Source organism: Maribellus mangrovi, from assembly GCF_037646455.1.
GTDB classification, from domain to species: domain Bacteria; phylum Bacteroidota; class Bacteroidia; order Bacteroidales; family Prolixibacteraceae; genus Draconibacterium; species Draconibacterium mangrovi_A.
On the sequence record NZ_JBBIXN010000001.1, the window covers coordinates 1,954,472 to 1,971,200 of the forward strand.

The window sequence follows — 16,729 nt, forward strand, 5'->3', positions numbered from 1 at the left end:
TTAAACAAAAGCTATTGTACGGGGTTTAGTTCGAAAACATTTTCTCATAAAAATGGCAAAACAGAAACGAAAGGAGCTGCCTCTTTTTGAACGCGAGATCACCAATAACGAAGAAATTTCGCCCGGGGTTCACGTGATTTCCTTCAAGCGTTCGTCTGATTTTGTACCGGGACAGGTGGTAAAAATTGCTGTCGACAAAATCCAAGCACCGAGAATATACAGCATTTGCAGTGGAAATCAGGAAGACGAGATCCGTGTTCTGTTCAACATAAAAGAGGATGGTTATTTAACACCGAAACTTTCGGCTGTAATTCCGGGCGATACGATTCTGGTTTCCGAGCCATACGGAGGTTTCCTGGGAACAAGGGAGCCAGCGTGGTGGATTGCTACTGGAACCGGAGTAGCACCTTTTTACAGCATGTTCCGGTCGGGGCTTGGCGAAAATAAAAAACTCATCCATGGAGTGTCGTACCTCAACCAGTTTTATTTTGAAGATGACCTGGAGTGGGCGATGGGCGATAATTATGTACGTTGCTGTTCGCGCGAATCGTCGTGCGACGTGGTGCCGGGCCGCGTAAGCGATTACCTTGCAGGATTAAACGAACTTCCTGATGTAAAATATTATTTGTGCGGGAAAGCCCTGATGGTGGTGGAAGTACGCGATTTGTTAATTGAAAATGGTGTTCCGTACGAAAACATTCTCGGCGAAATTTATTTTTAGATACGAATTTGCTTCAAAACATATTATGCTTAACTTGGCGCTATAATTTCAATTTAAATTCAACAACAATGAAACGAACCTTCATTTTAACCGCCCTTGTGCTTTTTGCATTTGTAGCAGCGCAGGCACAGACACTCGACGAAGTACTCGAAAAACATTACAAAGCCGCCGGACAGGATAAAATTGCTGCCGTTAAAACATTTTATGTAAAAGCTAAACTGAGTATGATGGGAATGGAAATGCCCATGACGATGCAAATGAAAAAGCCCAATAAATTCAGAATTGATACTGAAGCGATGGGCCAGAAAATCGTTCAGGGATACGACGGCGAAAACGGCTGGATGATCAATCCGATGGTTGGCGGCGGCGTTACTGACCTGAAAGGTGCTGAATTGAAACAAGCCATGAACCAGGCCGACCTGGAAGGCGAATTGTACAATTACAAGGAAAAAGGACATTCTGCGGAACTGATTGGAAAAGTGAATGCCGACGGCGAGGAAGCATATCGCATTAAGTTTACCAACGCCGATGGTACCGTAAAGGATTATTATATCGATGCCAATTCGTACCTGATCTCAAAGGTGAAAGCTAAAGTAGAACAGATGGGTCAGAGCATGAACATTGAAACCAAGATCACAGAATACAAAGACATTAACGGGATTAAAATTGGCAGCAAAATGGAAATTGAAACGCCAATGGGAACCCAATCGATGGTAATGGAAGAGATTAAACTGGACGAAGCCATCGATGATACGGTATTTGCCCGTCCGGCAGAATAAAGAAGACATTTATTTCAAGATACAAAGGCGGTCTGTTTTTGCAGGTCGCCTTTTTTATGTTCATAGGATTCCATAAATATCATTCATAATTCAATGATGTTTAGTTAAGTATTGTCCTTGCTTTACCCCCAACCCCTGAAGGGGAGCAGGGCAAGTCCCCTTCAGGGGATTTAGGGGTAAATTGATATTTGGATTTCCTAAACTAAACGACTTTGATTCATAATTTGAAATTTTGGCATCGCGTTGTCCAAATTTAAAGATTTTACAAGTTCTCGAGATTTCACGAGCTTGCAAAGAAACATTTGAAAAACCCTCTTTAAGAAATTTTTATTACCATCATCGCAAATGGTATTACCGCTAAATAAACCAAATCAACCGTTTAATAAATCCTCCTTTTTATTTCGAATTTTTTCGGCCAAATTTGAGCTACCAATAATCAATGGCTATGAAACTTTCAACCGTACTTTTTCTCATTTTATGCTTTAGTAGTTTCGTCTCGTTCTCTCAGGAGGCTGTGTTCAAAATGTTTCCATCCATAGGGAAAGAATATATTTATGAATTCAGCGATCTGAACTATCTGCAAGACGACGAGGGTAAAAAGACAGAAATGATTCTGAAAAAACAGACCCTAAAGCTGATATACAAGAAGTCTTCTGCAGATAATCAGAATTACCTGAGTGTTGAATTTATTGGTAACAGCGTTGAAGATCCGCTTTCGGATGTTACCTCTTTTAAAGATTACAGGTACCCCGAACTGGTAGATGGTTTTTACGACAGGCGATATCCTGATTTTTACGAAGGACTTTTGTGCCGGATTCAGTTCAAATACAACATTGATTTCGACAGCAGCAAAGTTACGTTGGTTAATCGCTCCGGGTTGCTTGAAGAATTTTATAGTATTTTAAAGGAGCAGGGTTTTGATCAGCAACAAATAAAAGAAAGGGTTGAAATCATTAACAAAGAAGTTTTGAAAGAAGTAACGGCGTCGGTTGAATCGCTGTTTCGTATTCCTGGAAATCGTTTTAAAGATGAATTGAACGATCCTGAGAAATTTGATATAAAACTTGAATTTCCGAAACCTTTGATGATCCTTTCAGCAAAAAGATGGGATAAAACACCCGGTTTGTTTTCACGTGAAATTATCATCGATAAGGAAATGAATTCCCTGAAAAAATTTAGGACAGTTTCATTTGACACCATTCCAAGGGCAAGGAGATACGGGGATAAATATTTTGAAAAGAGTATTGTATTGAAATCAGTTCGTGACATTGCTCCGGCCCGATTTATTCTTTCGGGTAAGATTGAAAATCCTAAAACCAATACAGTTACACTGGCCTTTCTCGACCGGCCTTTTGGAAATGAATTGCGCCAGGAAATGGTTTTTCTTGACGAAAACAATTCGTTTCAAATTGATATTCCCCTTGACCACCCGGAAATGGTTTTCCTCGAAATCGGGAGATACAATTACATTGACCACACTCGAATGCTGGCCTTTTACGCCGAGCCGGGAAGCGAATCATCCTTTTTCGCAAAAGGTCAGGAATTTCCTTGGGACATTGATTTCCTTGGCGACTTTAGCAGCGAGAATAAAATGCTGAATGATTTCAGGGCAAGCTTTAATATCTTTAACGAACGTGTTAATTTCAACTTTCTTCAATCATTCAACACCAAAAGCAGTTACAAAGATTTTGTTGCTGCTCTTGATCAGATTGACGCTTTCGCAGAAAATTACAAGTCGGATACTGATACAACTGTGGTTCAATTTATCGTTAATGAATTAAAGGCATTTTTATATAATTCAATTTTTGTCGATCTCTCCCGTTTAAGATATTACATTCATTCCGATTTAAAATATATGTTTGCGTTCGACGAGGATGAAACGGATTTGGAAAAGATGGAATCGATCATCGAATCTGTAAAACTTAATGATGTTTATAACGATTATGGTATTTATTCCAGGAATTTCGCACGATCGTATTTGATGTTTTATTTTCAAAAGTCGCAAAAGGTGCAGGAGCTGGCGATAAGGGGCTACAAAATCGCTGGTTCGAATCTGAAATTCTATTTTTTCAGTGATATTGAAATGCGCACTCAACTTGCAAGGGCAATACTGGCTGGACATCCGTTCTACAGCCAGGTTGTTCAAATGTGCCAGGAAGATTTAAGCAGGCGCGAAGAAATGTTGTATCAGGACCGGCCTTACATGTACAAAAAAGTGGATGAAACACTGGATTTGATGCTCAGAATCTGTAACGATGAGGAGTTTTTGGAGGCCGTAAAACAACTTCGTAAAAACAGCTTGCAGTGGCAAAACGATAATTACTGTCCGGAGCAAAAGTTTTTTAATCAGGAAGGGGAAGTCGTTTACTTTAAAGATTTTTTTGGTGACAAACCCACCATTTTTTACGTTACTTCTGATCGTGCAATTGAAAGATATTATTGGGATAAGGTAGCCGAAGACAATCCGGAATTAAATGTGGTGCTGGTAACTGAAGGTAGCAACTTTAAAGAATGGGCCGATTACACTAAACGGGCAGAGCCGATCGCAGCTCAGCTTTTGCTGATCAACAACGAACAAACATTAACAGACGTTTTTCTCCAAAATTCCAGGTATTACATTGCCTACGACAGGAACGGGAAACTACTTGGTACTTCCTCTCAGCCGGACAAGATTATAGATTTGGCTAAAGACAGCCTTCAACCCGAAAAAAAACAACTCAATAAATCGCAGCTTCAGTTTATTGTCCTTTTACTGGTGATTACCTTAATCCTATTGGTGTTAATTCTAATTGTTTGGAAATGGCGCGTCAGGCAGCGTTTCCGAACGGAACAGCAACGAACGCGTTTGCGAGAGTTGGAGCTCACAGCCATCCGGTCGCAAATGAATCCACACTTTCTTTTTAACAGTTTGAACTCGGTGCAAAACCTGGTTCAGCAAAACAAGGGCCACGAGGCCCATTTGTATTTAAGCGATTTTGCCGGATTGATCCGGAAAGTGTTAAATAACTCGGAAAAAGAAGAGGTGTCGCTGGCTGAGGAACTGGAAATGATTCAACAATACCTGAGCCTCGAAAAATTACGCCTCGAGTTTGACTATTCGCTGCTTGTTGATGAACAGGTGGATGTACACAACACGATGGTACCTTCTATGATTTTACAACCATTTGTGGAGAATGCCATCATTCATGGTTTGCAAAACAAAGCCGACAACCGGCAACTAAAAATTGAAGTTGAGCAAAATGGCACAGAACTTAAAATTTCGATTGAGGATAATGGTATTGGGCGGGAAGCAGCACAGGAAATTTCAAAATCAAAAAACGGAAAAGGCTCGAAACTGATTCAGGAACGCCTCAAAATACTTCAGGAGAAGAACAAGGAGAAATATGAATTTAAAATTATAGATTTAGAAGATCATTCCGGAACACGGGTCGAAATTCTGATTCCCGAAGAACGTTGAAATGAGTATAAAAGCAATAATAGTTGACGACGAAAAACACGGCCGCGAGAACCTGTTGGGGATCCTACAGCAAAATTGCCCCGAAGTTGTGATCCTTGCTCAGGCTGCTTCGGTTGAAACTGCCATTGAACGAATTAATAAACTAAAACCAGATCTGGTTTTTCTAGATATTGAAATGCCCGGCGCCAATGGATTTCAGCTGCTTGAACGTATGCCTAAAATAAAATTCGAAGTGATTTTTGTAACTGCCTATGACAGTTATGCGATTAAAGCCATCCGATTTTCTGCAGTCGATTACATTTTAAAACCCATCAATTTAAATGATTTGAAATCGGCGGTAGAGAAAGTTGCCGACCGCTTGCAGCGCAAGGAAGAGAACAAAAGAATTCAGGAGCTGTACCGCAATCTGAACCAGCCGGAGAATCCGCGAATTGGCCTGCCAACAGGCGACCGGATCGAATTTATAGAGGTTGCCAGTATAATCCATTGCCGGGGAGAAGGGAACTACACGCATATTTTCCTGAAGAATAATGAGCGATTGCTGGTTGCGAAAACGCTAATTGAATTTGAAGATTTGTTGAAGGATTACCAATTTATTAGAACACACAAGTCGCATTTGGTAAACCTGAAGCACGTTACGGCATTCATAAAAACTGACGGTGGCGCGTTAAAACTATCGAATGGTGAAAGTGTTGCCATCTCACGACGAAGAAGAGAAACCGTTATGGAAAAGTTAAAAACTTTCATTGCTTAGCTAGCCCCAAATTTTCTTCGTAATTTTATATACACTTTAAAATACAATGAGACGATCTATCGCCATATTGCTTGTGTTTTTTAGCCTCGCAGGTATGAGCCAGAATACCGAAACCCTGGAACTGTTAAAGAATATAGAATCCATTAAACAACCTGACTTTGCTGCCGTTGATTCCAATCAGTTTTTGTCGTTTAAACTATCACCTCCAGAGATGCTCAATTTTAATCAGGAGAATAAGACCGGGGCCAAGAATAAATTCTCAACAGGTATTTTCCGATCGCCTTACGATAATATGCCAATACTCGGTTATGGGAATGCACTACCCGGTTGGAACATGCCAATAGCAGTTCCCGATTCTTCAGTGGAGTATTTTATAAAAAATCCAATGCTACTGCATCGTCCAACTCCTGGAATGAAAAAGTAATTTCACTTTTTTAATTATTAACTTCTGTACCGGTCATTTTTAACTTTTCTTAAAACATCACCCCTTTTCCTTGATTTACATTTGACACAAACAAAATCGCGCAATATGAGATTAAGAATTTTACTTGTTTTGATGCTGTTTTTCGCCTGGAATTCACTATTTGCCCAATCCACGTTAAAAATCGGCCACGTAAATGTGCAGGAGTTGGTGCAAAAACATCCGGATACCGACAGCATTCATGGCGTTATTGAATTAGAAGCCAAAGACATGGAAGACATTTATACCGAAATGCTTGAGGAACAGCAGGAAAAAATGGAGACTTTTGAAGCGGAAAGTGCCGGTTATTCCGATTTTATGCGAAAGACAAAACAGGAAGAGTTGCTGGCATTGTCGCAGAAAATTCAAACCTTCAATCAAACCGCGCAACAGCAGATCCGTCAACACAACATACAACTTTTACAACCTGTTTACGACGAGGTGAACAGTGCCATTAAGAAAATAGCACAGGAAAATAAGTTTACCTATGTTCTCGATATAAGTGCAGGTACAGTAGCTTACATTTCGCCCGATAGCGAAGATATTACCGCCCGGGTTCTCGAAGAATTGAATAAATAATTAACTGAGAACATTGGATTGGAGATTTCAGGTTTAAATCAAAGGATTCACATCCATAGGAGTAAAGATTTTTATTTTTCCATTGATTCTCTCTCCAGTCTCTCCTTTCGTTAACACTACCCTTTAAACACCTCTTTGTGAGGTTCTGCTCCATTTTCGTCCGGAACAGCCCTTAAGCTTCGATCAGCCTTTTTCTCCGGACGAGTTACATCATACTATATTAACCCAGGCCGTCGTAATTTTTTGAATTACTTTGGCCTGGGCTATCATATAACGCACTTTCAGTGCTAATTTCTTGCTTATAAAGAAATCTAAAATACAAGTGTTGCCGTTTTGTAGGGCTGAAAGTCCTTAATCATTCAGCCCCGGGCAGAATGACCCCGAGCACTCGGGGTGAATGTCGCCCGGGGTTAATAACCACACAAAATCGGCGCAACTAGAGCAAAACATTGAAAAGGTACACTATAATGCGCCGAATTTCAGGAGGTGATCAAAATATATCATTCCTTGTATTTGTGCATAAAGGGTAGATGCAGGGAAGGACAGGAGGATGGGTATTTAAGAAAGTTAATCGTAAAATTGGTACAAAAAAAGCATCTGAAAGTTGAAACAAGCAGATGCCTTGAGTGTGTAGTTATACTAATTATTTGTAGAAGGGCAAAACCAGGTAGGTGTAAATAATACATCCCACGCAAATAGCCAGTGCAAATTCGAGCATGGCGAAAAAAACAAATACGCCGCCGATAATCATCGCGGCAATGTTTGCGCCCGACATGAACAAGATGGTTAGAGCCAGCAGCATCAAAAATCCAAGGCGCGCAGCAAAAATCTTAGGCGCTTTATCAATACTTTTTTCTCCCAGCCGAAGTGTACTGGTCAGCCGGTGGCTGACAAAACTTATCGGGCTGAACTTTAATGACGTAAAAGCCCGGATAAAAAAATCGCTTAGTAAAAAGAACATGCAAAGAACAGAATCGAATGCAAAGCCGGCAATCACCAGCAGTACTCCCAAAATGGCGTTCAATCGTACGATCTGCTCATTTATTTTGTCCTTCGATACCGGACAGATAATCTGTTTCATGATACTTTGTCTAAATTCTGACTGCAATATAAATACAAAAAACTCTTTAATGCTAATTTGTGACCTGGATCACATAACTTCGTTACAATTAATTAATAAAAACATGGATAAATCATAAAAACATTAACTGTGCATGTGTATATTTGAGCTCTTCGAAGTAAAATCCGTTAGAAAAACCATTCCGATGAAGCACCATTTAAAACGTTTAGCAACCTTAGTCCTGTTCTTGAGTATTGCACTGCTTGTAAGTGCACAGCAGGAAGAACCTGCCGTGCCTTTTTTTGAGGACGGCGAAGCACAAATTGTAAAAGCTTTTGAAGATCCGGCCTACTGGATCAGGGAAGACTTGTGGGTAGAAACCGATTTCGACAGCGACGGTGACGGACGACCCGACAGAATGCATGTGGATGTTACACGTCCGCGCCAGACAGAAACTGAAGGGTTGAAATTACCTGTTATTTATAATTCAAGTCCTTATTTTGCCGGAACTGCAGGCAACGATCCATCTTATTTCCACGATGTGAAGCACGAGCTGGGTGAACCGGGCAAACCGATAACACATCCAGAAGAAATTAAACGAAGAGGAGAGCGCCCCATTATTTCAAAAGGGCATGTGAGCACTTGGGTGCCGCGTGGTTATATCGTTGTGCATTCATCATCGCCGGGTACCGGTCTGTCGGATGGTGTCCCAACGGTTGGAGGTGACAATGAATCGCTGGCTCCAAAGGCGGTGATCGACTGGCTATGTGGCCGCGCCAAAGGTTACACAAGCAGAACCGGGAACGAGGAAGTTAAAGCGTACTGGTCGACGGGTAAAGTAGGAATGACCGGAACTTCATACAATGGTACTCTCCCGTTGGCTGCGGCTACAACGGGCGTTGAAGGCCTGGAAGCGATCATCCCGATTGCGCCCAATACGGCTTATTACAACTATTACCGTTCAAACGGACTGGTTCGTTCACCCGGTGGTTATCTTGGAGAGGATGTTGATGTGTTGTTCGATTTTATTCACAGTGGCGATGAATCGAAACGGGCCTATGCACGAGAAAAAATCCGCGATGGCGAAATGAAAGAGGGTATGGACCGGATTACCGGAGATTACAACGATTTTTGGGCCGGCCGCGATTACCTCAATAAAATGGATGGGATGAAAGCTGCGCTGTTTATGTCGCACGGGTTTAACGACTGGAACGTGATGCCCGAACACAGTTACCGTATTTATGAGGCAGCAAAAGAAAGAGGAATTCCGGCCATGATCTACTACCATCAAAGAGGTCACGGTGGTCCACCACCGCTTTCGATGATGAACCGCTGGTTTACACATTATCTTTTTGGAGTTGAAAATGGTGTGGAAGATGAGCCGCGTGCCTGGATTGTTCGTGAGGATGCTGAAGTAAGTGATCCGACTCCCTATAAAGATTATCCAAATCCGGATGCGAGTATGGTTGAATTTCACCTGGAAGCCGGAGCTCCGGCAAAAGGTAACTTAACCACTGACAAATCATCGAAACAAGGAAAAGAAACCTTGATCGATAATTATTCGTTTTCGGCCGAAGCGCTGGCGAAAGCCGATTATACCGAGCATCGCCTCATGTATGTTTCGCCTGTACTGAAAGAAGATATACATATTTCGGGGAACCCGGTGATCACTATTTCGGCAGCCAGCAGCAAACCGGCCGTAAACCTTTCTGTGTACCTGGTTTCGTTACCCTGGGACGAAGGACGCCGCGCTAAAATCACGGATAATATTATCACCCGTGGTTGGGCCGATCTTCAGAATTACAAATCGCTGCGCGAAAGCGAACCGTTAAAGCCGGGCAAGTTTTACGAAATGACTTTTGAGTTTCAACCCGACGATCAGGTCATCCGTGCTGGTCAGCAGATCGGACTGATGATCTTTTCAAGCGACAGTGAATTCACCCTTCTACCAAAACCGGGTACCGAACTCACGGTAGATCTCGATAAAACATCAATTAAAATCCCTGTTGTTGGAGGCGAGGAGGCTTTAGGGAAAGCCATTGAAAAATAGCATAACAATAGGTTTCAGATTTGATAATATATTGCATGGTCATTCAAAAAGAACTAATTTTGGGTGACCATGAATTTTTATTGAACGATGTTTATGAAAAAACGTATTCGAAGTTAATCTTTTACACTCCCAATCTTAATTTCAAGTGTACAGTTTGAACCTTTTACTTAACTAAATGTTTTCACACCAATCAATTGATATGGTTAGTAAAATGCATTAACTTTATTGAGGAATTACTTATAAGCGAATATAACACACTATTTCAGCGGGAACTTGATTAAAATGACTTCAAATTTTAAGTAACACAATAAATCATGAGAACAATAATCAAAAAGTATGTTTGGCTGATTCCGGTTTTTGCAATGATTGCCTCCTGTTCGCCGGAGTTCGATGCAACGATCGATGAGATGGATCTGGCCATTACGCGGTATGATGACGATCAGAGTTTTTCGGGGTACAATACCTTCTACCTGGAAGATACAGTCATTTATATCGTTGAAGATGATGAGGATCTGGATGATATCGATCGAACTCACGATGCGCAGATCATATCACAGGTTCGACAGAATTTGCTCAATATGGGTTGGACCGAGGTGACCAATCCCAATGACCTGCAAACCGAAGCAGATGTTTCCATTATGCTTTCGGCTTTGGCGGTTGATATGTATTATTATTACACCTACTGGTGGGATTACTGGGATTGGTGGTACTGGGGCGGCTGGTATCCGGGCTTCCCCGGTTATCCATGGTATCCTGGCTTCCCGGGAATAGGTTATCCATCCTATGGTTATACGGTTGGTACAGTTATGATTGATATGCTGGATCTGAAAAACATTCAGATTCCGACTGATCCGGAGGAACATCCCAGTGTTGATATCATTTGGACAGGTGCCGTGAACGGGATTCTGTCCGGTTCGGATGCGTCCATTTCAAACCGACTGGGAAAAGGACTCGATCAGGTGTTTACTCAAAGTCCGTACCTCGAAAAATAACCTTAAACAGAAAGCATTATGAAAAAATATATTTTAATAGCCGTTTTCAGTTTGTTACTGACAGTAGCCAAGGGCCAGAGTTATACCGAGGTGTATTTAAATTATTTACCGTCTGTTCCTTTTGGCGAAACAGCAGACTTCACCAGTGGAATCAGTCCGCGCGGAATTGATTTTGAGGCTAACCGTTTTATTGGCGACGACATGTCGGTTGGAATTAATGTGGCCTGGGTGATATTCAGGGAGAAAGTCAGCCCGGAATTATTTGAGCTTAATGATCTGGACTTTTACGGAACACAATTCCGCTACCAGAACATGGTGCCGATTGACATCGTCTTCAAAAAGTATTTTATTACCGGAGAATATACCCCGTATGTTGGTATTGGTGCCGGTATTCAATATGTGGAACAACGAAATGACATTGGTGTATTTTCGCTAACTGACGATAAATGGTTGTTTCATGCAGCTCCCGAACTTGGTCTGCTATACGATCTTACTCCATCAACAACTTTGTCGGTTAAAGCCAAATACAATTATTCGCCCAAATCGGGTGATTTTCCCGGTGCGTCATACCTGAGTCTGGGAATAGGCCTGGGATTGAATTAAAAAGCAGCAACATATTATAAATAGAAGGTTCGGCAATTAAGCCGGGCCTTTTTATTTGCTGAATTTCCTGATGTGAATACACCATTAATTGAAGGTCTTTTATTTGGTTCTTTTCTGAATAAACAGTCGTATCTATAATCAACAAAAGCACTGACTTTTGTGAGGTCTTCAACTCAAAAAAAGGATTATTTTTACCAACCATGAAGTGCATAAAAAAAGGAGTCCTTCTTGTTGTTTATCTTTTAAGTTCGAAACTCATTTGGGCACAGAACGAAATTGGTCCGGAAGGGCATAAATTATTGTGGTTCATGCTGATTGTGGCTGTTATTGTTATTGCAGCGATTGTGGCCTACCGGCTTTTACCAAAATCGGCAACAAACACGGGTAAAAAGTTGTTAAGTAGGCAAAAGGTACAAATTGAACTTGCAAAAGATAGAAAATACTATCCCGATCGCCTGATGCTGAAAATTAAAAATACCGGCAAAGTGGATGTCGACCTTGATCAGCCATTGCTAATGTTCGATAATTTTTGGCTCAAACGGAAATTCAGGATAAAAGGGATGAGCAACAGGAATTTTTATCCCTTGTATTTGGAACAGGGAAAAACGCATTCATTGGAAATCGACCTGACCCGCTTTTACGGCCACGATAAACGGTTAAAAAAATTTCCGAAGGCTAAAGTGCTTATTCAAACTGTTAAAGGGAAAAGGCTTGGAAGCAGCTCGGTTTTTTTACGAAAAACATTGTTTAAATTTTAATGCGAAACTGGAAATTCAACCATATTGATTTCTCCACCTATCCGGAATATACAACCAATGATTTGGGGGTATTTTGGGCTCCTGAAAAAACGACGGTTAAAATTTGGGCACCAACTGCTCAAATGGTAGAATTACGCCTGTATAAGGACGGAACAAAAGGCGAGGCTTTTCACAAAACCAATCTTCAGAAGGTTGGACAGGGCGTGTGGTCGACCATATTAAATGGCGACTACGAGGGCAAATATTACACCTTCAGGGTGAACGATGGCGAATGGCTGGACGAGGCACCCGGAATTTATGCCTGTTGTGTGGGAGTGAATGGTTTGCGTGGTCAAATTTTTAATCCGAATAATACCAATCCCGAAGGCTGGGTGGAAGACAACGGACCACGTGTAAAGAGTTTTACCGATGCTATACTTTACGAAACACATGTTCGTGATTTTTCCATCGATCCGAATTCGGGTATTGAAAATAAAGGCAAGTACCTTGGATTTACTGAAGCAGGAACAACAGCTCCAAGTGGTGTTAAAACGGGGATCGACCATTTGGAAGAATTAGGTATAACGCACGTTCATTTATTGCCGGTTAATGATTTTGCCACCATCGACGAAGAAAAGCCGCTCGATAAATACAACTGGGGGTACGATCCGCTGCATTATTGTGCGCTGGAAGGTTCCTATTCGTCAGACCCGTACGACGGAACAAAACGGATTTTTGAATTTAAAAGGCTCGTTAAATCACTTCACGATAAAGGAATTGGTGTTATTCTCGATGTGGTATTTAACCATACTTTTTTTGCGAAAGAATCGGTTTTTAACCAGATAGTACCCGGCTATTTTTACCGTCAGAAAGAGGACGGATCTTTTTCGAATGCTTCGGGCTGTGGCAATGAATTGGCCAGCGAACGCGTGATGGTTCGTCGATACATTATTAATGCGCTGAAGTACTGGGTAGAAGAGTTTCATGTCGACGGATTCCGTTTCGACCTGATGGGTGTTATGGATGTGATCACCATGCAACAGATCCGGTCGGAACTGAGTAAACTCGACCCGGGGCTTTTATTGTACGGCGAAGGTTGGGCCGCCGATCAAAGTCCGATGCCTGAAGATTTGCGCGCCGTAAAACGAAATACACCTCAGTTGCCCGGAATTGCAAGTTTTAACGACGATTTTCGGGATGCGCTTAAAGGAAATCACGGCGATAAAAAGTCGAAAGGATTTGTTAGCGGTCTGGTTTTGCGTGAGGAGACGATCAAGTTTGGTATTACAGCCGCTGTTCAGCACCCTCAGGTCAATTACGATTACATGGAAACCGTGCACATGCCATGGGCTTTGGAGCCCAGCCAGTGTATAAATTATGTGTCGTGTCATGATAATTATACGGTTTGGGATAAATTGAAACAAAGCCTGCCAAAGGCATCGAACGATGAGTTGAAGAGGCGCGTAAAATTGGCCGGAGCCTTGGTTCTGACTTCGCAGGGAGTACCGTTTTTACACTCAGGACTGGAATTCTGCCGCAGCAAAAAAGGAAATGGGAACTCCTATAAATCGCCTGACACCATCAACCAGCTTGAGTGGAACAGAAAGAATGAGTTCATCGATGTGTTCCGTTATTTTCAACAACTTATTCAATTGCGCAAAAACCACCCGGCATTCCGTATTGATTCATCAGAAGAAATTAGAAAGCATCTGAATTTTTGTGCCAAATACCAGATTGGTGTGGTGGCCTATTGCATCGATACAGAAGGACTCGATGAGGAGTGGAAACGGATCATTCTCATCTTCAACGGGAATGGAGAGCACATTACCTTCCCGCTTCCGGAAGGCGAATTCAAAAGGATTGCAAGTGGTGATAAGATCAACGAGGAAGGGATCGGCAAAAATATTTCCAATGAAATTGAAGTTGAATCACTTTCAATGACGATCCTGGCTCAGCTTTAAAGAACGTCAAAAGATTTTATCATACGATTTCCGGTAGTGATACCCGTAAATGGCATAAGTAATGGCCAGGGGAAAAAGATCGCGACGGTGGAAAAGACTCCAGAAAAACAATTGCCAGTAATATTTGCGGTTTTTATCGAAAATACCGATCACAAAGATAGAACGGATAAAGGCACGTAGCTTTTCAAAATTTACCTTGTTTTTGTTTTTCATGGCCGGATGAAAATCGGTGAGGAAACTTTTTACGCGTTCATAAAATGCCTTGCCGCCGTAAACGCCCCTAATGACTTCCTGAAAACCTTTATCTAGAATTTTTTTGTCCATCTTCGGAACAAAGTTCATGGCATTGCTGGTGTTGTCGCCGCTCCATTTCTCCAGAATCCGTCCTTCGGCATGCAAGCGTTTGTATAGTTGCGATTTAGTTGGTGCATTCAACAGTCCGATCATTGCAGAAATAATTCCACTCTCCTGGATGAAATCAACCTGTCGTCTGAAAATACCCGGAGTATCGCTGTCGAAGCCGATGATAAATCCGCCTAGAACTTCCATGCCCGCGGCCTGGATTTTCTTCACGCTATCAATCAGGTTCCGGTTTTTATTCTGCACTTTGTTGCATTCCTCCAGCGAAATTTCTTCAGGACTTTCAATCCCGACGAACACGCTTAAAAAGCCGGCTTCAATCATCATTCGCATCAACTCTTCATCGTCAGACAAGTTAACAGATGCTTCGGTGGTAAAGTGAAAAGGATACTTGTGTGCTTTCATCCATGCCTGAAGATCGGGTAAAAGTGATTCTTTCAGAATTTTCTTGTTCCCGATAAAATTATCATCAACAAAGAATATCTCGCCACGCCATCCCAAATCGTATAAATTCTGGATTTCCAGAAGGATCTGATCACTGGTTTTTATGCGACATTTGTGCCCCAGCAAAGCGGTGATATCGCAAAACTCACAGTTAAACGGACAGCCTCTCGAAAACTGGATACATTTTGAACTGTACTGATTGAGCTTGACCAGCGAATAATCCGGAACCGGCGAATTTTCAACATTCGCAAATTCTTTGGTTGAATAAAGGTGTTTGGCGCAACCTTTTTTAAGATCAGCAAGAAATGGTGGTAAAGTAATCTCGGCCTCATTTAAAATCAGGTGATCTACCTTTTCAAATTTCTCGGGATCGGCAGTAAATAATGGTCCGCCGGCAACTACTGGAGTTAGCAATGCCTTGCAACGGTCGATTACATGGAGTGTCGATTGGATTTGGGTGCTCATGGCACTCAGAAAAACATAATCTGCCCAGAGAATGTCATCCATACCTAGTTTTTCAATGTTCATATCCACCAGTTTCGTTTCCCAGTGCGATGGCAAAAGCGAAGAAACAGTAATCAGACCAAGTGGTGGATAAGCTGCTTTTTTTGATATAAACTTCAAAGCATATTTGAAGCTCCAGAAGGTGTCGGGGTATTCCGGATATACTAATACAATTTTCATTTTCGAATATTATAGCGATTTGTTCAAATCAAAATAAGCTCGAATTTTCGGTAAGTAAAAGTAATCGGGATTGGTGCCACCCTTTTGTGTTGGACAACGACAGATCGGGGTTAATGGCATTTATTTGGGACAAACGACATTTATCCCGTGAAGATTAATGTCCTGAACGATTCAAGATTTGAAAAGGATTTCCTGATGAGAAGATGAAATAAAAAGATAGATTAACTCGTCTTAAGTGCCTGTTTTACATTGAGTGCATATTGCCTTGAAACGTGAATCTCGTCGGGATAATGATTCAGGGAAAGCACCAGCCCTTCGGTGTTGCGTTTCAAACTGCGGATATGCTTTTTGTTGACAATACACGATCGGTGACAGCGGATCATTTCAGGATAAGCAGCAAGTGATTCTTCTGTCGATTTCAGGGTGTTCCGGATCAGTTTCTTATGCAGTTTATTATCTTCCAGGTAGTGCACTTCTATGTAATTACTGGCCGATTTTATAAGTACAAGTTGTCCGGCCGGGAGTTTAAAGTATTCTGTTTTATTTTCTGATTCCAGTTCAATTTCTTTTTCAGTTTCTTCTGACAGGGCGGTCACGTGTTCTTTTGCCGGAGTTTGTGTCCTTAACAATTCAAGCTGTTGTTTTAAGGAATAAATGCGGTTGATAACCACCAAAACCGTTGCGGCGGTAATGGATATAATAACGATAATAATTACAATGTGGAATGTGACCGGGATGCGACCGACAAATCGTGCAAAAAAGCTAAAAGCCACCGCATTGAATATCACAAAAACTAGATTTAGAGTGATTTCTTTGCTGATGGTCCAGCGTTCTTCAGAAAAGGCTCTCGAAAAAATGGAGGGAATGACCAATCGGAAAATGCTAAGCAGTACCAATGTTATGGCGCCAAAAGTAGCCAGTATGATCAGTTGATTATTAAAATCAGGATTCTGGATATTAAAAGGCTGAAAAAACAACAGGAACAAAAATATGCCCAGGCTCACCGAAACAATCGAGCGGATATTGATTTTGAGGTTGTCGTTAAACGGGTATTTTTTGTTGAGTGATTTTAGCATTTCGGGTCTCTG

At 41.6% G+C, this 16,729-nt stretch carries 14 protein-coding genes; 11 read left to right on the plus strand and 3 right to left on the minus strand.

The window, feature by feature from the left end:
- Nucleotides 1–52 precede the first annotated feature (52 nt).
- From WFY05_RS07590 to WFY05_RS07615, 6 genes are all read left to right on the plus strand, one after another.
- Nucleotides 53–721, plus strand: coding sequence for a ferredoxin--NADP reductase (locus WFY05_RS07590; RefSeq protein ID WP_340112173.1), 669 nt, complete (start codon nt 53–55; stop codon nt 719–721).
- A gap of 68 nt (nt 722–789) precedes the next feature.
- On the plus strand, nt 790–1,500 hold the full coding sequence (locus tag WFY05_RS07595) for a LolA family protein (RefSeq protein WP_340112174.1): 711 nt from the start codon (nt 790–792) through the stop codon (nt 1,498–1,500).
- 445 nt (nt 1,501–1,945) lie between these two features.
- Nucleotides 1,946–4,957: a sensor histidine kinase gene (locus WFY05_RS07600; RefSeq protein WP_340112175.1), complete on the plus strand. Its 3,012-nt coding sequence runs from the start codon at nt 1,946–1,948 to the stop codon at nt 4,955–4,957.
- A 1-nt stretch (nt 4,958) separates the two neighbouring features.
- On the plus strand, nt 4,959–5,711 hold the full coding sequence (locus WFY05_RS07605; RefSeq protein ID WP_340112176.1) for a LytR/AlgR family response regulator transcription factor: 753 nt from the start codon (nt 4,959–4,961) through the stop codon (nt 5,709–5,711).
- 46 nt (nt 5,712–5,757) lie between these two features.
- Nucleotides 5,758–6,135: a hypothetical protein gene (locus WFY05_RS07610; protein WP_340112177.1), complete on the plus strand. Its 378-nt coding sequence runs from the start codon at nt 5,758–5,760 to the stop codon at nt 6,133–6,135.
- Between the two features lie 105 nt (nt 6,136–6,240).
- On the plus strand, nt 6,241–6,750 hold the full coding sequence (locus tag WFY05_RS07615) for an OmpH/Skp family outer membrane protein (RefSeq protein ID WP_340112178.1): 510 nt from the start codon (nt 6,241–6,243) through the stop codon (nt 6,748–6,750).
- A gap of 643 nt (nt 6,751–7,393) precedes the next feature.
- Here the strand turns inward: WFY05_RS07615 and WFY05_RS07620 are convergent.
- A complete protein-coding gene (locus tag WFY05_RS07620) occupies nt 7,394–7,831 on the minus strand; it encodes a DUF4395 domain-containing protein (RefSeq protein WP_340112179.1) in 438 nt (145 codons plus the stop codon).
- A 184-nt stretch (nt 7,832–8,015) separates the two neighbouring features.
- On the opposite strand from WFY05_RS07620, the gene WFY05_RS07625 reads away from it, so the two are divergent.
- The 5 genes from WFY05_RS07625 (at nt 8,016) to pulA (ending at nt 14,153) form a co-directional block, all read left to right on the plus strand.
- Nucleotides 8,016–9,860: a Xaa-Pro dipeptidyl-peptidase gene (locus tag WFY05_RS07625; RefSeq protein ID WP_340112180.1), complete on the plus strand. Its 1,845-nt coding sequence runs from the start codon at nt 8,016–8,018 to the stop codon at nt 9,858–9,860.
- A gap of 314 nt (nt 9,861–10,174) precedes the next feature.
- A complete protein-coding gene (locus WFY05_RS07630; RefSeq protein WP_340112181.1) occupies nt 10,175–10,852 on the plus strand; it encodes a DUF4136 domain-containing protein in 678 nt (225 codons plus the stop codon).
- A gap of 18 nt (nt 10,853–10,870) precedes the next feature.
- Nucleotides 10,871–11,455 (plus strand): outer membrane protein, encoded by a 585-nt coding sequence (locus WFY05_RS07635; protein ID WP_340112182.1) that lies wholly within the window; start codon nt 10,871–10,873, stop codon nt 11,453–11,455.
- Nucleotides 11,456–11,655: 200 nt separating this feature from the next.
- Nucleotides 11,656–12,213, plus strand: coding sequence for a hypothetical protein (locus WFY05_RS07640; protein WP_340112183.1), 558 nt, complete (start codon nt 11,656–11,658; stop codon nt 12,211–12,213).
- Nucleotides 12,213–14,153, plus strand: coding sequence for a type I pullulanase (gene pulA / locus WFY05_RS07645; protein WP_340112184.1), 1,941 nt, complete (start codon nt 12,213–12,215; stop codon nt 14,151–14,153). The genes WFY05_RS07640 and pulA overlap by 1 nt, the downstream gene beginning before the upstream one ends.
- 6 nt (nt 14,154–14,159) lie before the next feature.
- On the opposite strand, the gene WFY05_RS07650 is transcribed toward pulA, so the two are convergent.
- Nucleotides 14,160–15,641 carry a B12-binding domain-containing radical SAM protein gene (locus tag WFY05_RS07650; protein WP_340112186.1) on the minus strand — a complete coding sequence of 494 codons (1,482 nt, stop codon included), beginning with the start codon at nt 15,639–15,641 and terminating at the stop codon, nt 14,160–14,162.
- A gap of 221 nt (nt 15,642–15,862) precedes the next feature.
- Nucleotides 15,863–16,717: a LytR/AlgR family response regulator transcription factor gene (locus WFY05_RS07655; RefSeq protein WP_340112187.1), complete on the minus strand. Its 855-nt coding sequence runs from the start codon at nt 16,715–16,717 to the stop codon at nt 15,863–15,865.
- Nucleotides 16,718–16,729 lie beyond the last annotated feature (12 nt).